The sequence below is a fragment of the Streptomyces sp. NPDC020489 genome, assembly GCF_044386545.1.
Classification (GTDB): domain Bacteria; phylum Actinomycetota; class Actinomycetes; order Streptomycetales; family Streptomycetaceae; genus Streptomyces.
The window spans coordinates 106,668-128,117 of sequence record NZ_JBIRUZ010000012.1 but is presented as its reverse complement, the minus strand read 5'-3'; the positions used below and the strand labels follow the sequence as shown (position 1 = coordinate 128,117).

The 21,450-nt window shown below is 72.3% G+C and carries 9 protein-coding genes; 1 reads left to right on the top strand and 8 read right to left on the bottom strand.

Translation table 11 applies throughout. The features are described from left to right. The 8 genes from ACH41F_RS29455 to ACH41F_RS29420 form a co-directional block, all read right to left on the bottom strand. Complete coding sequence (locus ACH41F_RS29455) at positions 1-1,701, bottom strand: ABC transporter transmembrane domain-containing protein (RefSeq protein WP_398838203.1); 1,701 nt, start codon at positions 1,699-1,701, stop codon at positions 1-3. Then, positions 1,688-12,616 (bottom strand): amino acid adenylation domain-containing protein, encoded by a 10,929-nt coding sequence (locus ACH41F_RS29450; RefSeq protein WP_398838202.1) that lies wholly within the window; start codon positions 12,614-12,616, stop codon positions 1,688-1,690. Before ACH41F_RS29450 ends, ACH41F_RS29455 begins: the two co-directional genes overlap by 14 nt. Before the next feature lie 58 nt (positions 12,617-12,674). Next, positions 12,675-14,462, bottom strand: a complete 1,788-nt coding sequence (locus tag ACH41F_RS29445) for an ABC transporter ATP-binding protein (RefSeq protein WP_398838200.1) — start codon at positions 14,460-14,462, stop codon at positions 12,675-12,677. Continuing rightward, a complete protein-coding gene (locus tag ACH41F_RS29440) occupies positions 14,459-15,526 on the bottom strand; it encodes an iron-siderophore ABC transporter substrate-binding protein (RefSeq protein ID WP_398838199.1) in 1,068 nt (355 codons plus the stop codon). Before ACH41F_RS29440 ends, ACH41F_RS29445 begins: the two co-directional genes overlap by 4 nt. A 126-nt stretch (positions 15,527-15,652) precedes the next feature. Further along, positions 15,653-16,474, bottom strand: coding sequence for an ABC transporter ATP-binding protein (locus ACH41F_RS29435; protein ID WP_398838197.1), 822 nt, complete (start codon positions 16,472-16,474; stop codon positions 15,653-15,655). A gap of 57 nt (positions 16,475-16,531) precedes the next feature. Continuing rightward, positions 16,532-17,611, bottom strand: a complete 1,080-nt coding sequence (locus ACH41F_RS29430) for a FecCD family ABC transporter permease (protein WP_398838317.1) — start codon at positions 17,609-17,611, stop codon at positions 16,532-16,534. 140 nt (positions 17,612-17,751) lie between these two features. Further along, a complete protein-coding gene (locus ACH41F_RS29425; protein WP_398838195.1) occupies positions 17,752-18,810 on the bottom strand; it encodes a FecCD family ABC transporter permease in 1,059 nt (352 codons plus the stop codon). 11 nt (positions 18,811-18,821) lie between these two features. Further along, entirely contained in the window at positions 18,822-20,234 is a 1,413-nt protein-coding gene (locus ACH41F_RS29420; protein WP_398838193.1) for a lysine N(6)-hydroxylase/L-ornithine N(5)-oxygenase family protein, read from the bottom strand. A gap of 259 nt (positions 20,235-20,493) precedes the next feature. Here ACH41F_RS29420 and ACH41F_RS29415 point away from each other — a divergent pair, with 259 nt between their 5' ends. Then, complete coding sequence (locus ACH41F_RS29415) at positions 20,494-21,441, top strand: methionyl-tRNA formyltransferase (protein ID WP_398838191.1); 948 nt, start codon at positions 20,494-20,496, stop codon at positions 21,439-21,441. Positions 21,442-21,450: the final 9 nt, after the last annotated feature.

Sequence of the window (21,450 nt, the reverse complement as noted above, 5' to 3'; positions counted from 1 at the left end):
TCATCTGGCCACCGCCAGGCAGTAACTCGCGTCCCCGGCCAGGAGATTGCGATGGGTGTCCTCGGCCGTCACCACCCCGTCGTCCAGCACGAGGACCCGGTCGGCGACGTCCAGCAGGGCCGGGCTGCTGGTGAGCACGACGGTGGTCCGGCCCCGCCGGAGCCGGGCGACCTTGCGCGCGATGAGCTGTTCGGTGACCGCGTCGACGGCCGTCGTCGGATCGTGCAGGACGAGGATGTCGGTGTCGGCGGCGAGAGCGCGGGCCAGCGACAGCCGTTGACGCTGCCCGCCGGACAGGTTGGCGCCCCGGTCGCGCACCCCGTGGTCGAGGCCCTCCCGGTGCAGGGCGACGACATCGGTCAGCATGGACGCCTCGACCGCCTCGGACACCGTCCGGCTGCTGCCCGAGGGATCGATGTTGCTGCGCAGGGTGCCCGCGAAGATCTCCCCGTCGTACGGGTTGACCAGCAGGTGCTCGCGGATCGCCTCGACCGACAGGTCCGCGAGGTCCTGCCCGCCGAGCCGCACGACTCCCGCGTACGCGTCGGGCGGGACCCGCAGAGCCAGGATCGACGCCAGGTCCGCCGCCGCGCGCGGCTGGTAGGCGGCGATCGCCACGAACTCCCCCGCCGCGACCCGGAACTTCAGCTCGCGCAGGGTGCCGTACCGGACGCCGTCGATCTCCAGGTCGCCGCCCGGGACGGGCCGTCCCGGTCCCGGGGTGGCCACCGGGGGCGCCGCCAGGACGAGCGCCATCCGTGCGGCCGAGGCCCGCGCGATCATCACGTACTTCGGCATCTCGGAGAACAGTTTCAGGGGTTCGATGATGAACTGCGCCAGCCCCACCGCCATGACGAGCTCACCGACGGTGATCCGGCCCTCGAAGGCGAGCCAGCCCGCCAGGAGGGTCACCGCGGCGGCGAGGAGAGCGTTCAGGGCCAACGCGGCGCCCGCGTAGGCGCCGTTGACCCGGGCGACGGTCACCGCCTGCTGCTTCGCCTCGGTGCTCACCTTCCGATAGGACGCGAACGCCGCGTGGTTGCCGCCGAAGCCGTGCAGCGGGCGCAGTCCGCTGATCAGGTCGGCGACCTTCGCGCCCGCCCGCGCCACCCGGGCCTGCTGTTCCTGGGTGCTGTCCCCGATCCGTCGGGACAGCACGCTCAGGATGGACAGGATCGCCACGGTCCCGACGATCACCAGCAGCCCCAGCCGGAGGTCGGCGAGCCCCAGCGCCACCGCCGCGACCAGGACCGCCACCAGCGAACTGATCAGCAGCGGCACCACCTCGATGATGTCGGCCGTCTGGTCGGCGTCCTCGGTGGCGATGGTCAGCACCTCGCCCGACTTCAGGTCGACGTCCCGGGCCACCGGTTGCAGACCGCAGGCAGCGACGCGCACCCGCCAGCGGTGCGCCTCGGAGGTGTTGGCCTTCTGCAAAACACGCATGCCGAACCGCCACGACAGCGACACGGTCGTCACGATCACGGCGAGCGCGCCGATCGACAGGCCGAGCGCGCCGAGGCCGCGGTCCCGCATCGTGTGCTCGACGATCAGGCCCAGCGCGATGGGGAACGCCGTCTCGCCGGCCTGGTACAGGCCCATCAGGACGGTGCCCCAGATCATGGCGCCCACGTTGCGGCGCAGGGCGATGCGGAGGATGTCGGCCCCCGTGCGGGGCTGCTGGACGTCAGGAGTGGTCATCGAGGTGGCGGGCCATCGCTTCCGGGGTGCGCAGGGTGAACAGGTCGCGGATCGTGAGCACGGGGCCGAACTCCCGGCGGAGCAGCCCGACCAGGCGTACCGCCAGCATGGAGTGCCCGCCCAGGGACACGAAGTCTCCCACCGCGCTCACCTCGTCGTCGTCCAGGTCCAGTGCCTCGGCGAAGTACGCGCACACCACCCTCTCCGTCTCGGTCCGCGGGCCGCGCTCCCCCGATGTGGTCAGCGCGCCCAGGGGTCTGGCCTCCGGCAGCGCCTTGGTGTCGGCCTTCCCGTTCACGGTCAGCGGGATGCTGTCGACCTGGGCGTAGTGGGTCGGGCGCAGGAAGTCCGGCAGCCCGGCCCCCACTTCCGCGGCCACGGCCGCCAACTCCGCGCCCTCCAGCACCAGATAGGCGGCGAGCCGGTACGCCCCGTCGACCTGCGGGTCGGCCTGGGCCACGGCGGCCACGAAACGCACCGCGGGGTGCGCCGCGAACGCCGCCTCCACCTCGCCCGGTTCGACGCGGTGCCCACGGATCTTCACCTGCTGGTCGGTACGGCCCAGGTAGGTCAGGTTCCCGTCGGTCCTGCGCACCACCAGGTCGCCGGTGCGGTACATGCGCTCGCCGGGCGCACCGAACGGGCACGCCACGAACCGGTGGGCCGTCTGCGCCGGTTGGCCCAGGTAGCCGCGCGCGATACCGATGCCCGCCACGTACAGCTCGCCGGGGACGCCGTCCGGCAGGGGCCGCAGCCAGGGGTCGAGCACGTAGACGTCGGTGTTGTCGATCGCCACGCCGACCACCGGGTCCGCGCACTCGAACGTGCCGACGCCGAGGGTGTTGATGGTGTACTCGGTGGGCCCGTACAGGTTGTAGCCGACGGTGCCCTCGGTCTCGGCGAGCCGCTGCCACAGGGTCGGCGTGACGGCCTCGCCGCCCAGCAGGACCAGCGGCGGGCGCCGCTCGGGGTCGTCCAACAGTCCTTCGGCGAGCAGCTGTTGGGCGTAGGTCGGCGTCACGTTGACGACGTCGACGCGGTGTTCCAGGCAGTACTCCACCAGTCGGGGCGCGTCCCGCCGCAGCTCCTCGTCGCAGATGTGCACCTCATGGCCGTCCGCGAGCCACAGCAGTTCCTCCCAGGACATGTCGAACGCGAACGACACGGTGTGCGCGATCCGGAAGACCCGGTGGCCGTGGGCCGCCAGCACCGGCTCGAAGATCCGGCGCTGATGGTTGATCAGCATGTTGGTGAGCCCGGCGTACTCGGTCACCACGCCCTTGGGCCTCCCGGTCGACCCGGAGGTGTAGATGGTGTACGCGGGGTGCCGCAGCCGGTGCGGGTCGTCCGGGTCGAAGGTCACGAACGGCTCGGCCGGGGGCAGCGGGCAGTCCAGCTCGACCAGATCGCGGGCCGGTCCGGCCAGTCGGGGCGAGACGGGGCTCACGGTGAGGATCGCGTCCGGCCGGGCGTCCTCGACGATGGCCGCGATCCGCTCGTCCGGGTGGTCCAGCTCCAGCGGTATGTAGGCGGCGCCCACCCGCAGGACGGCGAACAGCGCCACGATGGAGTCGAGGGAACGCGGCACGGCGATGCCCACGGTCCGCTCGGGGCCGATGCCCCGAGCGGCGAGCACACCCGCGACCGCCCGGCTGCGGTCGCGCAGCTCGGCGAAGGTCATGCGCGCACCGTGGGCGACGAGCGCCACCCGCTGCGGATCGCGGTCCGCCGCCTGGTCGAAGCGATCGACGACGGTGTCCGTGCCGACGTCCGTGCGGGGCCCGGGCACGGGCGCGCGGCCCAGCCCCGGCAGCGCGCCGATCGGCCCGGTGGCGCGGGCCAGGTCCGCCAGCACGCGCAGGTAGTCGTCGAGGAGTCGCTCGGCCCCGGCGGTGTCGCCGTCGCGGTGCTCCAGCTTGACGGTGAGGCGCTCGCCGGGGGTGACGACCCAGGTGAACGGATAGTGGGTGGAGTCGTCGGCCGTGACCGAGGTGATGCCGTGGCGGGCGTTCATCTCGGCGAAGGCGTCGAGGTCCAGGAAGTTCTGGAGGACGAACAGGTTGTCGAACAGGGTGTCGTGCCCGCTGGCCCGCTGGATCTCGCCGAGCCCCAGGTGCTCGTGCTCCATGGCCGCGACCCGGTCGGCCTGCACTGCGGTCAGGTAGGCGCGGACGGTGTCGTCGGGACGCGCCCGCGTCCAGGCGGGCACGGTGTTGAGCAGGACGCCGACGATGTCGGACAGCCCTTCGCCGTCGCGGCCGGAGACGGTCACGCCGAACACGGCGTCCCCGCGGCCGGTGCGCGCGCCGAGCAGCAGGCCGAAGGCCCCGGTCAGCACGGAGTTGAGGGTGACCCCGTGGGCGCGGGCCGTCTCCCGCACCAGGTCCGACAGCTCGACGGAGACCGTGCGGACGACAGCGTGCGGCAGGTCCTCGGTGTCGAGCGGCCGCGGTCCGGCGAGCAGGGTCGGGCCGGGGAGCCCGGCCAGGTGCTCCGCCCAGAAGCGTTCCGCCGCGGCGGCGTCCCGTGCGGCCAGCGCCCGGGCGTGGTCCTCGAAGCTCGGCGTGGCGGGGACCGCGGTCGGCGACTCGCCCGCGAGCACCCTGTCGTAGGCGTCGAAGAGGTCCCGCAGCACGATCTCGCGGGACCAGCCGTCCCACAGCAGCAGGTGGTAGCTGAGCAGCAGGCCGTCGCGTGCGTCGGGGAGCCGCACGACGGTCAGCCGGATCAACGGGGGCTCGCCGGGGTCGAAGCCGGTCGCGCGGTCGCGGGCCCGCAACGCGTCCACCTCGGCGTCCGTGGACAGCTCGATCGTGCGGACGGGGACCCGGCGGCCGGCCCTGAGCACCTGCACCGGATTGCCGTCGTCGTCGGTGGCGAAGCCGGCGCCCACCACCGGGTGGCGGTCGATCACGTACGCCACCGCCCGCTCCAGCGCGGCGGTGTCCAGGCGCCGGTCGAAGGTGAACCAGCTCTGCGCGACGTAGGGCCCGGTCGAACCGGCCAGCTGGGCCTGGAAGTACAGGCCGCGCTGGAGCGGGGTGACGGGAGCCGTGCGCTCGGTTGTCGTCGCGGTGTCCGCGACGCGTTCCAGGGCGTCGAGCCAGTGCCGGGTGATGTCCTCGGGGACACCCTCGGCGAGGGTGAACTCGGCGTGCAGACCGCCGGAGGCCTCGTCGAGCCAGGCGTTGACCTCGACGGCGTACGGGCTTCGCTCGTCGCCGCCGGTGAGGCGCACGGCCTGCGACTCGCTGCCGCGGCCGAGGTAGTTGAACAGCACCTGCGGGTGGGCGGTCAGCAGCGGGGCCGTCTGCGGGTTGAGGTACCGCAGCGTGCCGTAGGCGAGGTGCGTGCGCTCGTCCGGCCGGCGTGCGGCGAGTTCGCGGGCCGCGGCGACGGGGTCGGTGTGCGCGGTGAGCCGTACGGGTGCGATGGCGGTGAACCAGCCGACGGTACGGCTGTAGTCGTGGTGTTCCAGGACGGGGACGCGGCCGTGGTGCTCCAGGTCGATCGCGAGGTCGGTGGGCTCGGTCTGGATCCGGGTCAGCGCGGTGCGCAGGGCCCCGCACAGCAGTTCGGTGAGGCCGACGCCGAGTGCCGCGGGGGCGGTGCGGGTGACACGGCCGGTCACGTCGGGCGGCAGGACGACCGTGGTCGCGCGCAGCCCCGTCGCCGGGGGGAGCGGGGTGGGCGCCTGGAGGGTGCCGGTCCAGTGCGCCAGGGTGTCGACCGACCGGGCGGACTCCAGCGTCAGCGCCTCGGCGTACTCGGCGTAGGAGGTGGTCTGCGGCGGCGGGGGTGTGCCGTGCAGGGCGGCGGCGAGGTCGTCCAGGAGGATCAGCCAGGACACCGCGTCGACGGCGAGGTGGTGGACCGTGATCACCAGCGTGCGGCTCGTCTCCAGCCAGGAGAAGGCGACGACGTCCCCGGCCTCGGGGTCGAGGCGCCCGGCGGCGTCGTTCGCGGCTCGGGTCGCGTCGGTGGTGTCCGGACGCAGGACCGTGACCTCCCGGGACGGTTCGGTGGCGAGCGTCCATACGCCGTGGTCGACGCGCAGCCTCAGGCGGAGGGCCGGGTGTGCGGCGACGAGGGCGCGCGCGGCCCGTTCGACGTCCGCCCATCGGGTGCCGTCCGGGGTGGCCAGCGTTCGGGCCTGCGCGAACCGGGCGAGGGATCCGCCGAGTTCGCGCCGGCGCAGGACGATCGGTGTCACGGGCAGCGGACCGTCGTCGCGGCGGGCGGGCGGGGTCACCTGCGCGAACCGCGGTGTCCGTGCGCCGAGTTGCTGCGCCAGGGCGCGCGGTGTCCGGTGGAGGAAGACGTCCCGGGGCGCCAGGGGCAGGCCGCGTGCCCTGGCCCGGTTGACCACGGTGATGGCGATGATGCTGTCGCCGCCGGCCGCGAAGAAGTCGGTGTCGCCATCCACTTCGACGTCGGGCAGGGTCTCGGTGAAGATCTCCACCAGGGCGGGGAGCGCGGAGTCGCTCGTGGCCACAGGCGTCCCGCCGGACCGGGTGACGCCCAGGAACGGTTCGTCCGCGCCCGTGTCCTGGGCGGCCCGTTCGGCCAGCGCGGTGCGGTCCAGCTTGCCGTTGACCGTCAGGGGCAGCGCGTCGATTGGCAGCACCCGGCCCGGCACCATGTACGCGGGCAGTTTCGCGGACAGCCGGGCGGCGAGGTCCGCGGGCGCGTCGCCCACGACGTGCGCCACGAGATGGTCGCCGCTCGCCGCCACGGTCACGGCGACGTCGACCACGCCGTCGAGCTGCCTGATCGCGGCCTCGACCTCGCCCGACTCGATGCGGAATCCCTTGAGTTGGACCTGGTCGTCGGCGCGTCCGACGAACTCCAGCTCGCCGTCGAGGGTGCGGCGGGCGAGGTCGCCGGTGTGGTACATGCGGGAGCCGTCGCCCGCGAACGGGTCCGCCACGAACCGGCCCGCGGTCAGCTCGGGCCGGCCCAGATAGCCGAGCGCGACCTGGTCGCCGGCGACGTAGATGGCGCCGACCCGGCCCGGCGGCACCGGCCGGAGGCGGTCGTCGAGGAGGTGGGTGACCAGGCCGGGGATCGGCCCGCCGATCGGACTGGAGTCGTCCCCGCGGGCGAAGTCCTCGTCGGTGAGCACCCGGTGGGTGACGTGGACGGTGGTCTCGGTGATGCCGTACATGTTCACCAGCTCGGGCGAGGCGGTGCCGTGCCGCTCGACCCAGCCGCGCAGCCGCCCGAGGTCCAGTGCCTCGCCGCCGAAGACGATCCGCCGCAGTGCGGGCAGCGGCTCACCGGCATGCCGGTCGGCCTCGATGAACTGGTAGAACGCCGACGGGGTCTGGTTGAGCACCGTCACCCCGCGCTCACGGACCAGCCGGTGGAAGTCGACCGTGGAGCGGGTCAACCCGTACTCCGGCACCAGCAGTTCGCCCCCGTGGGCCAGCGCGCCCCACAGCTCCCAGACCGCGAAGTCGAAGGAGTACGAGTGGAACTGGACCCACACGTCGTCGGGGCCGAAGCGCATCGCGGGCCGGGTGTTCGCCAGCAGGGTCACCACGCTGGAGTGCGGGACGACGACCCCCTTGGGCCGGCCGGTCGAGCCGGAGGTGTAGATCACGTACGCCGGGTCACGCGGATCGACCTCCGGCAGCGGCGCGGTCCCCGGCGGCTCCTCCCCCCGCACGAGCACCTGGGCCGGCACGCCTGCCCGGGCGAGCAGCCGTGTGTAGCGCTCGCGTTGCCCGGCGGCTACCAGGACCACCTGGGGGGCCGCATCCGCGAGGACGTACTCCAGCCGTTCGTCGGGGTGGGCCGGGTCCAGGGGCACGTACGCGCCGCCCGCGCTGACGATCGCGACCAGGGCGACCACCTGGTCCAGACAGGGGGGTACGGCGACCGCCACCCGCCGGCCCGGGCCGACCCCGGCCGCGCACAGGGTGGACGCCAACGCGTGCTGGGCGGAGGCGAGTTCCCCATACGTCAGGGAACGGGTACCGCCGTCGAGCGCGCACTGGGTGACGGCGGTGGCGGTCGGGTCCCGGCGTGCGGCGGCGTCGAAGAGCCCGCCCAGTGTGGTCGGGCCGGTGTGCGCGGTCCGGTCGGCGGTGCGGGTGGCCAGGTCGTCGACCGGGGTGTCCGGGCGGGTGAGGAGTCCGTCGAGGGCGTGTGCGAAGTCGCGCAGGATCGCGTGGGCGCCCGGCTCCCGCAGCAGCTCGCCGTCGTAGATCAGGTTGAAGCGGGGGCGGCCCCGCCGGTCGCGCTCCACCACCAGGGTCAGCGGGTAGTGCGGGGCGCCCTCGTTGACGATCCCGGTGACGGCCACCTCGTCGTCGGGCCCGCGCAGGGCGGCCGGGTCGGTCGCCACGTCGAAGACCACCAGGGTGTCGAACAGCGGCCCCGATCCGGCCTGCCGGCCGATGCGCGCCAGTGAGACGTGCTGGTGGGGCAGCACCGCGCTCTGGTGCTCCCGCACCGAGGCGAGCAGCTCGCGGGCGGCGGTCGCCGCCGACCAACGGGCGCGTACAGGAATGGTGTTGATGAACAGGCCCACCATGTCCTCGATGCCGGGCACGTCCACGTCCCGGCCGGACACCGTGGAGCCGAACACCACGTCCCTGCCGTGCAGGACGGCGCCCAGTGTGAGGGCCCAGGCGCTGTGCACGGCCACGCTCAGGGGCACGCCGGCTGCCCGGGCGGCCGCGTCGATGTCGCCGTCCGGCTCCAGGGCGGTGTCGGCGAACCGGTCCGAGGGGGTGTGCCCTTCGGCGACCAGGGTGGGGCCGGGCAGCTCGGCGAGTTCGGCGCGCCACACCCGGTCGCTGTGGTCCGCGTCGCGTCCGGCGAGGTGGCGCACGTAGTCGGCGAAGCCCCCGAGGGGGTGCACGGTTCCCGGCGCGTGGTACTCGGCCAGCAACGCGCGGAGCATCGGGGGCACCGACCAGCCGTCGGCGACGAGGTGGTGCACGGTCTGCACCAGGACGCCGCGGCCCGCGCCCGTGCGGACGAGGGTGTACCGCATGAGTGGTCCGGTGGCGAGGTCGAACCCGGCGCGGCGGTCCCGCTCGGCGTAGGCGCGGATCTCCTCGTCGGTGATGCCTGGTCGGTCCAGCGTGGTGAAGGGCGCGCGCACGCCCCGCTCCAGCACGGAGACCACGCGGCCGTCGGCGAGGGGCACGAACCGTGCGGCCAGGTTGGGGTAGAGCTCCAGCAGCCGGGTCGCCGCGGCCGCGAGCCGGTCGGCGTCCACCTCGCCCTCCAGGGTGAGGAGTTGCTGCTCCACGTAGGCGCCCGCGGAGTCGTCGTCGTACACGGAGTGGAAGTACAGGCCCTCCTGAAGCGGGGTCAGCGGCAGGACGTCCCGCAGTGCCGGTCCGTCGAGGGCGTCGACGTCGGCCTGGGTCAGCCGCACCAGGTCGAAGTCGCTGGGCGTGTGGCCGCCCTGGTCGAGTGCGGCCAGTCCGGCCAGGGCGGTGCGGAAGTAGGCGGCGAACGTCGTGATGTCCTCGTCCGTGAACACCCCCTCGGGCCAGGAGATGCTGGTGACCAGCTCGTACGCGCCGCCCGGACCGGGTTCGGCGATCGCGTTGAGTTCCAGGGCGCGCGGCAGGCGCATCCGGGGGTCGCGCCGCTCACCCAACTGCCCTGTGCTCCGTGTCAGTTGCCAGTCCCCGGTGTCGCCGGCGGCGAAGCGGCCGAGGTAGTTGAAGAGCACCTGCGGGGCGGGGGCGTCGAACTCGGCGTGGGCCAGATAGCGCAGGGCCCCGTAGGAGACGCCGTGGTCCGGGACCCGGGCGAGGTCCTCCTTGACGGCCTTGAGCGCGGCGGCCAGATACGCGGGTGCCGTGAAGTCGGCTGCCGTGCCGGGGTCGACGAGGACGGGGAAGAGGGTGGTGAACCAGCCGACGGTCCGGGAGAGTTCGGGCTCGAAACCGGCCGTGGCCGCGACGAAGTGACCCTCGCGTCCGTGGCCCTCCAGCTCGATGTGCGCGAACGTCTGGTCCTGGCCCAGGTCGCGGCGCCTGCGGGCGAGGGTGACGGCGAGGGCGGTGAGCAGCACGTCGTTGACGCCCGCGTGGAACTTCGCGGGGATCTCGCCGAGCAGGGCGGCCGTGATCTCGGGTCCGACCGAGACGGTGAGGACCCGCTCCCGTTCGACGGTGTCGGCCTCGGACAGCGGGCGCCTGCCGAGCGGTCGGTCCGGTCCCGGCAGGGGGCGGCGGTAGTAGGCGCTGTCGGCGTCGAACGCCGCGCGTTCCAGCAGCAGCGTCCAGCGCCGGAACGACGTGCCTGCCGCGGGCAGTTCGATCGGGGCGCCCGAGGCGTACTGCCGCCATGCGGTGGCCAGGTCCTCCATCAACACCCGCCAGGACACGCCGTCGACGACGACGTGATGGGCCGCCAGCACCAACTGCCGTGCCGCGCGCCGCCACACGGCCCGCAGCATCAGCCCGCGGTCGGGGTCCAGTCCGGCGGTGGCGAGCGCGACGCAGTCCTCCAGCGGCAGGTCACTTGACTGCCAGGCCGCGGCGGCCCCGTCCGCCTCCGGGATGTCGAAGCCCCAGCGGTCCGCGCGGACCAGGCGGGCGCGCAGCATGTCATGCCGGACGAGCAGGGCCGTGAGGATCGCGTCGAGGGCGTCGGCGGTCAGGTCGGCGGGGGTGTTCAGCACCACGGACTGCACGAAACCGTCGATGGCGTCCGTGGTCTCGCCGAGCCACTGCACGATGGGGGAGCCCACCACGGTGCCGGTCGGCACGTCCCGGTGGTCCACGGTCCTGACGGCCTCGCGGCTCGCCACGGCGGCCAGCGCCCGGACGGTGCCGTGGGTGAAGATCTGCCGCGGCGTGACGTGCAGGCCCTCCTCGCGCAGCGCGCCGAGCAGCGAGATCGCCAGGATGCTGTCGCCGCCGAGCTGGAAGAAGTCCTGGTCGGCGCCGACCTCTTCGAGCCGCAGCACCTGGGCGACCGCGCGGGCCACGGCCCGTTCGTCGTCGGTGGCGGGCGGCACGAGCGTGCCCGACGCCTGCTCGGGTTCCGGCAGCACGTTGCGGTCGAGCTTGCCGTTGGCGGTGAGCGGGAACTCCCGCATCACGACGATGTGCGCGGGGACCATGTACTCGACCATGTGCGCGCCGGCCCAGGCCCTGACCGCGTCGGCCCGCAGGTCCTCGTGGCCGGCGGCCGGGATGACGTACCCGACGAGGTAGGTGCCGCCCGCCGAGTTCTTCCGGGCGACGACACAGGAGTGCCGTACGCCCGGGTGCTCCGCGAGACCGACCTCGACGTCCTCGATCTCCAGCCGCATGCCGCGGATCTTGATCTGGTTGTCGACCCGGCCGAGGAAGTCCAGGGAGCCGTCGGGGGCGAAGCGCGCCAGGTCTCCGGTGCGGTAGAGGCGGGAGCCGTCCGAGGCGAAGGGGTTGGCGACGAACCGGGAGGCGGTCAGGGCGGGCGCGTTGACATAGCCGCGGCCCAACAGCAGTCCGCCGACGTAGAGTTCGCCGCCGACCCCGACCGGGACCGGGCGCAGCTCGTCGTCCAGGACGTACAGCTGGGTGTTGGGGTTGGCCCTGCCGATCGAGGTCGACAGGCGTTCGGCCGCGCCCCGGTAGATGACGTGGGAGACGCCGATCGTCGTCTCGGCGGGCCCGTAGCCGTGGTACATGGGGATGTCGAGCCTGGTGCGGAAGCGCTCGTACAGCTCCGGGGTCAGCACCTCGCCGCCGCACCACACGTGCCGGAGGCTGTCGAGCCGGCCGGTGTCGCCCGCGATCTCCAGCAGCACGTCCAGCATCGACGACACCAGGTAGGTGAAGGTGACGCGCTGCTCGGCGATCACGCTGAGCAGGTGCTCCGGGTCGCGTTCACCGCCGGGCCTGAGGACCACCAGGCGGGCACCGGAGACCAGCGGCAGGAAGATCTCGTTGAGGGAGATGTCGAACGACAACGGCGCCTTGAACAGGGACGCGTCGTCGTGGCCGAAACCGAGGATCTCGTGGACCTGCCACAGCAGACGCTCGCTGATCGCCTCGTGCCGGATCATCGCGCCCTTGGGCCGCCCGGTCGAGCCGGAGGTGAAGATCACGTAGGCCAGGGAGTCACCGGGCGCGGTGATGCCGGTGCCCTCGGTGGGGTAGGAGCCGAAGCGCCAGTCTCCGAGGTTCACGGCCACGGCGTCCGGTTCGCCCGGGTCGTGCGTACCCGAGTCGTTGAGCTGGACCACGACGGACGCGTCCTCGATGACGACGGCGCGGCGGGCGGCGGGCCACTGCGGGTCGAGGGGGACGAACGCGCAGCCCGCCTGGAGCACGCCGAGCAGCCCGACCACCATGTCGGCGGAGCGCCCGAGGGAGATACCGACGACCTGTTCGGCGGTGAGGCCCCGTTCGAGCAGGTGGTGAGCCAACTGGCTGGACAGCTCGGCTGTCTGACGGTAGGTCAGTGAACGGTGCTCGTCGACGACGGCGAGGGCGTCCGGCCGGGCGCGGGCCTGTTCGCGGAACATCTCCACGATGGTCGGGCGGACCCGGTCGGCCGCGGTGTCGTTCCACTCGGCCAGGGCCGCGCGTCTCGTCGCCGCGCTGGAGGGTCCGACGGTACCGAGGGTCCGGTCCGGGAAGTCGGCGAGGTCGTCCAGGGCCACCTGCGCGTCGGCCGGATCGACCTCGCCGGGGACGGCGATGTGCCAGCCGCCGTCGGTCTGCCGACTGCCGGGTCCGGCACCACCGTTGTCGACCCAGCCGAGCACGTCGGCGAAGAGGGTGGTGGGAGTGAGGTCGATGCCGTCGGGGCTGCGGCCGGTGGCCCAGTACGCCAGTGCGATGGCGCACGCCTCGGCGATGGTCCGGTCGGGGTGGTCGCCGGTTCGCCGTCGCACGGCCGCCAGTTGGGTGGGGGAAAGCAGGACGAGACGAGCCGGTTCCCTCATCGAAGACTCAGCACCCTTCCACGGTAAGAAAGTTGGACCAGCCCTCAGTTAGGTTTCCCTAACTTCCTTCTCGCCAAGCCAGCCACAGACGTGCGTACCGGCCGCCCAGCGCCACCAGTTCCTCGTGCGTCCCCTGCTCCACGACTCGTCCGGCGTCCAGCACGGCGATCCGGTCCGCCGCCATCGCCTGGGTGAGCCGGTGGGCCACGAACAGCGTGGTCCGGCCGGCGCACGCGGCCCGCACGGCCCGCTCCAGCCCGGCGGCGCCCTCGCTGCCCGCCTCGGCGGTGGACTCGTCGAGCACCACCACCGGCGCGCGCCCCAACACCAGCCGCGCCAGGGCGATCTGGGCGACCTTGGTGACGTCCAGGCGTGCACCGCCCTCGCCGACCGGGGTGTGCAGCCCCTCGGGCAGCTCCGCCACCCAGCCGTCGGCGCCGACCGTGCGCAGCGCCTGACGCAGCTCGGCGTCCGTGACCCTGGGCGCGGCCAACCGCAGGTCGTCGGCGAGGGGACCGGAGAAGACGTGCGTCTCCTGGGTGAGGATGCTCACCAGGGCCCGCGCCCCGGCCTCGTCCAGCCCCGCGAGGTCGGTCGAGCCGATGCGCACCGTCCCGGCCTGCGGGGTCCCGATGCCCGCGACGAGCGCGGCCAGGGTCGACTTGCCCGCGCCGGTCGCGCCCACCAGGGCCAGTGAACCGCCCGCCGGGATCGTCAGGTCGACGTCCAGCAGGACCGGCTCCTCGGTGCCGGGATAGCGGAAGGTCACCCCTTCCACGGCCACCGGACAAGGCGTCGGGCCGGCCGCCGCGACGGCCTCGTCCCCCACCAGCCGGTCCTCCGCCCCCTCCCCCAGCACCCCGACCAGCCGGGTCAGGCTCGCGCCCGACTTCTGCGCCTCGTCGAAGGTGAACATGAGCAGGCCGAGCGGGACGAACAGCCGGTGGAACAGCAGCGGGGCCGCCGCGACCTCGCCCAGGCTGGCGGCGTCGGCCTCCAGCAGGGCGTACCCCACCAGCAGGATCAGGGTCAGTCCGATGAACTCGGCGCGGTTCTCCCTGCCGACGAACCGGCCGAAGAAGTGGAAGACCTCGATGCCCAGGTCACGCACCCGCCGCGACTCACGGGCGACCTTCTCGCGGAAGGCCTCCTCCAGACGGTAGGCGCGCACGGTGTCGATCCCGTCGAGGCCGCTGATCAGCGCCTGCGCCCGGTCGGCCTGGGCGGCGCGCTGGGCGCGGTACAGGGGCGCGGAGCGCGGCAGGTACCAGCGCAGGGCCAGCGCGTACGCGGGCAGCGCGCCGGCTCCGGCCAGGCCGAGCCGCCAGTCGAGGCCGAACATGCCGGCGGTGGCGATGACCACCAGCACGCCCGCCGAGAACACCGTCGGGACGGCCATGCGGATGCCCCGGGAGAGCACGGCGACGTCGTCGCCGACCCGGGAGAGCACATCACCCCGGCCGACCTGTTCGATCCGCGCGCTCGGCATCCCGAGCACGGCCCGGACCGCGGCCTCCCGCAGCTCGGCGAGCAGATCCGCGCCGAGCCGTCCGATCAGATACGTCGACATCGCGGTGGCCACCGCGCCGAGCATCGCTGCGGCCACCATCAGCACCCCGGTCCTGACCAGGACCGCCCGGGACCCGCCGTCCACGACGGCGTCGACCACTTGCCCCAGCAGCAGCACCGGGAGCACCTGGAGGGCCGCCCCGGCCACCGAGGTGACCGCGGTGGCCGTGGTCAGCCAGGGCTTTTCACGGCAGTGTGCCGCGACCCAGCGGGCCGCCTCGCGTCCCGTCGTGGTGTGCAGGGCCGCCGGAACGGCACGCGCGTCGGTGACGGTCACACCTGATCGGCCGCCGACTTGACCAGCTCGTCGATCGCGTACGGCATCGACAGCAGGGTGCCCTGCGAGATGGCCGCGCCGATCGCCGGGCCCTCGCTGTCCAGCAGGTACGACACGTTGCCCTTCTTCACGGCGTCGAGGTTGGCGAACAGCTTGAACTTCTTCAGCGCCGCGGTGTCGGCCTTGTCGTTGATGACGAAGATGTGGTCGACGTCGACCAGGTCGATGCGCTCCGGGGAGAGCTTGGTGTAGAAGCTGCCGCCCGCGACCTTGTCGATGCCGGTCTGGTACGCGTACCCGAGGCCCGACACCAGTCGGCCGCGCACGTCGGTGGAGGTGAACGGCGCCACCGAGTTCTCGTACCACGACAGCACGACCGCGGTCTGGTCGGCGAACTCCGGGTGGTCCTTCTTCGCGGCGTCGAGCCGGGTCTGGACGTCCGCGATCATCTTCTCGCCCTCGTCGGCCCTGCCGAGCGCCGTGGCGATCTGGAGCGCGTTGTCCTGCCAGGGCGCGCTGAACGGCTCCTTCTCGGCCTGGGTGCGGCCGACCGTGGGAGCGATCCTGGAGAGCTTGTCGTAGGCGGCCTGGTCGACCTCGGAGTAGACCGCGATGATCAGATCCGGGCGGAGGGCGGCGATCTTCTCGTAGTTGGGGCCGGAGTCGCCGTTCTTCATGATGACCTCGGGCTTGCTGTCGCCCCACTGGTCCTTCACCCACGGCCACTGGGTGTTGATGTCGGGGCTCTTGCCCGGCGGGTTCGGGTACTGGTCCACCATGCCGACCGGCTTGACGCCGAACGCCAGGACGGTCTGGTCGTCGGTGTACCCGACGGTCACGACCCGCTCGGGGGCCTTCTCGACGGTCGTGGACCCGAAGGCGTGCTCCACCGTGACGGGGAACGTCCCGCCGGGAGCCGCGGCCGAGGTGCTGCCGTCGTCGGCCGGCTCGTCCGACGCGTCGGAACCGCAACCCGCGAGCAGGCCGACGGCCAGGGTCGCCGCGGACACCGTTGCCGCCAACCGCCGCCACGGCTTGGTGAGGGTCGTTCTGAGCAGGAGCATCCGCCATCCCTTGCCTTCGCACTGTCCGCTGCGCCTCGTTCTAAGGGCAGGCAAACCTTACCGACAAAAATGAGGTTAGCCTAGCCTAACTACCCCTGTTTCCCGGGCAGTTGGCCCATCGACAGATCAACCGCCCGCGTGCGTACGGCCGATGGGCACGATCAGGGGCCGGTCACCGGCCGGATCCTCGATCACCATGGCGCGCAGCCCGAACGCCTCCCGCAGCAGCTCGGCGGTGACCACCTCGCGCGGATGCCCCTGCGCCAGGACGGTCCCCTCCTTCATGACCACGAGGTTGTCGCTGTAGCGGGCGGCCAGGTTCAGGTCGTGCAGCACCATGACCACAGTGCAGCCGGACTCGTGCAGATCGTCCACCAGGTCGAGTACGTCGATCGCGTGCGCCAGGTCCAGATAGGTGGTCGGCTCGTCCAGCAGCAGCAGATCGGTGCCCTGGGCCAGGGTCATCGAGATCCACACGCGTTGCCGCTGGCCGCCGGAGAGTTCGTCGACCCGGCGGTCGGCGAGGTCGGCCACCCCGGTCATGGCCAGGGCGCGCCCGACGACGTCGGCGTCGTCCGAGGACCACTGCCGCAGCCAGCTCTGGTGCGGATGGCGCCCTCGGGCGACCAGGTCGGCGACCGTCAGCCCCTCCGGCGCGACCGGCGCCTGCGGCAGCAGCCCCAGCTTCTTGGCCACGTCCCGGGTCCGGAGCCTGGCGATGTCGTCGCCGTCCAGCAGGACCGCCCCGCGGGCCGGCTTCAGCAGCCGCGAGAGCGTGCGCAACAGGGTCGACTTCCCACAGCCGTTGGGGCCGATGATCGTGGTGATCACCCCCGGCGGTATCACCACGTCGAGCCCGTCGATGACGGTCCGGCCGCCGTACCCCACCGTGACGTCCCGGGCGGTCAGCCGTGCGGCCTGTCCGACCGCGGACTCGGTCTCGGTCATGTCCTGAGCGACCACGTGGCCCCCTTGCGTCGAGCGCTTGCCTGACTTGCGCATCATCTACCGGAGGTTCGCCCGCACCAGCAGGTAGACCAGGAACGGGCCGCCGATCGCCGCGGTGACCACACCGACCGGCAGGGACACCGGCAACGCGGTACGGGCGACGAGGTCCGAACCGATCAGCAGCAGCGCGCCCACCAGTGCGGAGGCGACCAGGGGCGGCGTCGGGAACCTCGCCAGCCGCATCGCGACCTGCGGCGCCACCAACGCCACGAACGGCACCGGACCCGCCGCGCTCACCGCGGCACCGGCCAGCAGCACCGCGCACAGCAGCATCACAGCCCGCACCATCGAGTACCGGACGCCCAGCCCCGCCGCGACCTCGTCCCCGAAGTGCAGCGGCTTGAACTGGAAGGCGACGCACCCCACGACGACGAGGAGGGCGAGCGTGCACCACAGCGCCACCCGGACCTCGTCCCACGAGCGGCCGTCCAGCGAACCGACCAGCCACCCCTGGGCCCGGGCCACGTCCCGGATGTCGGCCGTGGCCAGCAGCCAGGTGGTGATCGCCTCCGTCACCGCGGTCACCGAGATGCCGATCAGAATGAGCCGGAACCCGTCGATGCCGCGCCGCCACGCCAGGAAGTACACCATCAGGCCCGTGCCGAGACCGCCCGCGAGGGCCGCCGTCGACAGCCCCACGGTGTTCGCGATCGCCCCCGCGGTGCCGCCCGAGACGGTGACCAGGAACACCGCGACCGCGCCGGCGCCCCCGGTGATCCCGAGGACGTCGGGACTGGCCAGCGGATTGCGGGCGACGGACTGCGTGATCGCCCCGGACACCCCCAGCGCGATCCCCACGACCAGGCCCGCCATGGCGCGCGGCATCCGCAGGTCCATGATCACGAACTCGTCGACCCGCTCGCCCCGGCCGAGGATCGTCGCGATCACCCGGGGCAGGCTGATGGGGAAGTCCCCGATGCCGATGGACAGGCAGAACAGCAGGAAGACCGACACCGCCAGCAGCAGCGTGACGCCGACGAGCCAGGGCCGCCACACGAACGACAACCGGCCCAGCCGCACACCGGGCAACGGCAGCGGCACCGGCTCCGGCTCCGGCTCCGAGCCCACCCGGTCCATCGCCTTCACGTCCGCCCCGCTCATGCGTTCTTGCGCCGTCCGAGCCGCGTCCATCGCGCTTACGCGTTCCTGCGCTTTCCGGTCCGCGTCCGCCCCGCCCATGCGCTCCTGGGCCCTCCGAGCCGCCTCCGCCCCGCTGCTCATGCGTTCTTGAACTTTCCGAGCCACACCAGCGCCGCGAAGAACGGGGCACCGAGCAGCGCGACGACGACGCCCGCGTCCAGCTCACCGGGCCGTACCACCAGGCGGCCGACGATGTCGCAGACCAGCAGGACGATCGCGCCGAGCAGACCGGCGTACGGCACCAGCCAGCGGTAGTCGGGGCCGGTGAGGTAGCGGGCCACGTGGGCCACCATCAGGCCGAGGAACGCGATGGGGCCGCATGCCGCCGTCGCCGCGCCCGCCAGCAGGGTGATGGCGACGATGCCGACGGTCCGGCTCAGCGCGATGTTCACGCCGAGCCCCCGGGCCACGTCGTCGCCCAGGTTGAGCAGGTTGATCGCGGGCAGCGCGGTCAGCGCCAGCACCAGGCCCACCGCGATGAAACCGGTGACCGGCCAGATGACGTCGAAGCCGACCCCGGCGACGGACCCGGCGTTCCAGAACCGCAGCGCGTTCAGCGCCGCCTGGTCCGTGAGCGCGATCGCCGTGGTCATCGCCGCGAGGAAGACCGCGACGCCCTGACCGGCCAGGGCGAGCGTCAGCGGGTTGCCCGCTCCCCTGCCGAGGCTCGACAGCCCGAACACCACGACACCGGCGGCCGCCGCGCCCAGGAAGCCGAACCAGACGTACTGGAACGGACTGCCGAGCCCGAACACGGTGATCGCCGACACCACGGCGAACGAGGCACCGGAGTTGACCCCCAGCAGGCCGGTGTCGGCGATCGGATTGCGCGTGTACCCCTGGATCAGCGCCCCGCCGACGCCCAGGGCGATGCCCGCCACCACGGCGAGCACCGTCCGGGGCACCCGTACGGTCTGCACGATCAGCCGGATCTCGGTGAGCCGCCGATCGGATTCGGGCGCCGCGAACAGCCCGTGCCACACCTCGTCGGGGCTCAACGCCCGTGCCCCGACGGCCAGTGAGACCGCCGCCGCGACGGCGAGGATCGCCACCAGGGCGCCGAGACCCACAACTCGCCTTCTGTGTAGGGGTGTTGGGCCCGGTGGCGCGGTGCGCTCGACTGCAGTCATGCCCATGTGGACGTACGTTATCCCTTTGATCGAACAGGATGCGCGCGGCGAGTCACCGGCACCGCGCCCGGGGGCCGACCGGGGACGCTGTCGGCCACGGCCGGGGCCGAACTAGCCTCGCCCGAGGCGGCCTTGCGGCTTTGGTCGACGATGGAGTCGAGGATGTCGCCCACCCTGATCGCGGTGTTGGACAGCAGCGACGAGGTGATGCCGTGCGTGTGCTCGGTGCCGCCCTGGAGGTAGATGCCGCAGCGCAGGTCGGGGCTGGTGGCCACGCGGTAGTCGCGCAGGACGCGGACCCGGCCCCGGTCGTCGCGCCGGCACAGGTCGGCGACCTCCCCGATGAGTCCGAGGGGGTCGGCGGGGCTGTAGCCGGTGGCGCAGACCACCACGTCGGCGTCTAGGACGGTCTCCTCGCCGGTGACCAGGGAGGTCACGGCGGCCCGCACACCGTCCGGGGTCTCCTCGACGCCGGTGAGCCGGGAGACGTTGAGGAACCGCATCCGCTCGGTGCCGAGGACCTTCTCCTGGTACATCTGGCGGTACAGGTCGTCGATCAGATCGATGTCCACCACGGAGTAGTTGGTGTTGCCGTGGTAGTCCATCAGGCTGCGTTTCACCTCGTCCGGCGCGCTGAAGTACGCGTCCACCGCGTCGGGGTCGAAGATCCGGTTGGCGAAGCCGCTGTCGTCGGCCGGGCTGTAGCCGTAGCGGGAGAAGACGGCGCAGACCTCGGCCCGCGGGAACCTCCGGTGCAGATAGGCGACGTTCTCGGCGGCGCTCTGTCCGGCACCCACGACGACGAAGCGGGAGGGCTCGGTGCCCGCCAACTCCTCCACCTTCGTGAGCAGTTCGGCGTTGTGCCAGACGCGGTCGGTGCGCTCGACGCCCTCCGGCATCAGGGGGCGCAGTCCGGTGCCGATGACCAGGTTGCGGGTCCGGTGGAGTGCGAGCCCCTCCGCCGAGCGGACCGTCACATCCAGGTGGTCGACGACCCCGTCGCGGACGACGGGTGACACGGCGACGACCTCGTGGCCGTAGGAGACCAGGTGCCCGACCTTGGCGGCGGCCCACTCGAAGTAGTCGTGGAACTCCACCCGCAGCGGGAAGAGGTTCTTGTGGTTGATGAAGTCGATCAGCCGGCCCTTGCTCTGGAGGTAGCACAGGAAGCTGTACTCGCTGGTGGGGTTCCGCAGCGTCACCAGGTCCTTGAGGAAGGACACCTGCATGGTCGCGTCGTCGATCAGCATGCCGCGGTGCCAGCCGAAGCTCGGCTGCTGCTCGAAGAAGTGGGCGCTGACCGCCTCCCGCCTGTCGACGCGTGCGTTGTGCTCGTCGAGCGCGATCGCCATGGCCACATTGGACGGCCCGAAGCCAACGCCTATGAGGTCGTGGATCAGTGATGCGTCGTCAGGAAGAGCTGGTGTCATGTCACTCCCATCGTGCGGTCGGCCGCCCTGGGGAGCGGCCGATGGTCGAGCGTCGGGAAGTTCCGGGATCGAGCACGCCGATAGCGGGACCGGCTGAAACTTAGGTAAGGCTAAGCTGATCCTGTGCGGCTGTCGATAGGCAATCCGGGCACCAGGGGGCGCGTTGCCGTCCAACTCGCGCCCCAGTGAGCGCCGTTGCGTGCTTAGGTAAGCCTTGCTTTACTGGCGCGGTTCAGTCCCTGCTCCGAGGAGGAACCGCATGCGGGTCGTCATGTTCGGCTATCAGACCTGGGGGCGCCGGACCCTGAGAGCCCTCCTGGACTCCGAGCACGACGTGGTCCTGGTCGTGACGCACCCGAAGAGCGAGCACGCCTACGAGAAGATCTGGAGCGACTCGGTGGCCGACCTCGCCGAGGAGCACGGCGTCCCGGTCGTCATCCGCAACCGCCCTGACGACGACGAACTGTTCGCGCGCCTGAAGGAGGCCGACCCGGACATCATCGTCGCCAACAACTGGCGGACCTGGATCCCCCCGCGCATCTTCGACCTGCCCCGCCACGGCACCCTGAACGTGCACGACTCGCTGCTGCCGAAGTACGCCGGCTTCTCCCCGCTGATCTGGGCCCTCATCAACGGCGAGAGCGAAGTGGGCGTCACCGCGCACATGATGAACGACGAGCTCGACGCCGGGGACATCGTGCGTCAGGAGGCGGTCGCCGTCGGCCCCACGGACACGGCCACCGACCTCTTCCACCGGACCGTCGACCTCATCGCCCCGGTCACGATCGGCGCCCTCGACCTCATCGCCTCCGGGCAGACGGAGTTCACCCGGCAGGACCGCTCCCGGGCGAGCTTCTTCCACAAGCGGTCCATCGAGGACAGCCGCATCGACTGGACCTGGCCGGCGGAGGACCTGGAGCGCCTGGTCCGCGCCCAGTCCGAGCCGTACCCGAGCGCCTTCACCTTCCACAAGGGCAGGCGCCTGGACGTCCTCGCCTCGGTCGTCTCCGAGGGCCGGTACGGCGGCACGCCCGGCCGCATCTTCTACCGCGAGGGCGACGGTGTGGTGATCGTCGCCGGTGCCGACGCCCGTACCGGCCGCAACCACGGCCTGGCCGTCACCCGGGTGCGCACCGAGGACGGACGGGAACTGCCCGCGACGGAGTACTTCACCTCGATGGGCGGCTACCTCACCAACCGTCCCTGATCTGACGGC

What these genes read in the sequence shown, in the direction of transcription:
- ACH41F_RS29455 (WP_398838203.1), bottom strand. Translation starts at nt 1,701, where the DNA reads ATGACCACTCCTGACGTCCAGCAGCCCCGCACGGGGGCCGACATCCTC.
- ACH41F_RS29450 (WP_398838202.1), bottom strand. Translation starts at nt 12,616, where the DNA reads ATGAGGGAACCGGCTCGTCTCGTCCTGCTTTCCCCCACCCAACTGGCG.
- ACH41F_RS29440 (WP_398838199.1), bottom strand. Translation starts at nt 15,526, where the DNA reads ATGCTCCTGCTCAGAACGACCCTCACCAAGCCGTGGCGGCGGTTGGCG.
- ACH41F_RS29435 (WP_398838197.1), bottom strand. Translation starts at nt 16,474, where the DNA reads ATGACCGAGACCGAGTCCGCGGTCGGACAGGCCGCACGGCTGACCGCC.
- ACH41F_RS29430 (WP_398838317.1), bottom strand. Translation starts at nt 17,611, where the DNA reads ATGGACCGGGTGGGCTCGGAGCCGGAGCCGGAGCCGGTGCCGCTGCCG.
- ACH41F_RS29425 (WP_398838195.1), bottom strand. Translation starts at nt 18,810, where the DNA reads ATGGGCATGACTGCAGTCGAGCGCACCGCGCCACCGGGCCCAACACCC.
- ACH41F_RS29420 (WP_398838193.1), bottom strand. Translation starts at nt 20,234, where the DNA reads ATGACACCAGCTCTTCCTGACGACGCATCACTGATCCACGACCTCATA.
- ACH41F_RS29415 (WP_398838191.1), top strand. Translation starts at nt 20,494, where the DNA reads ATGCGGGTCGTCATGTTCGGCTATCAGACCTGGGGGCGCCGGACCCTG.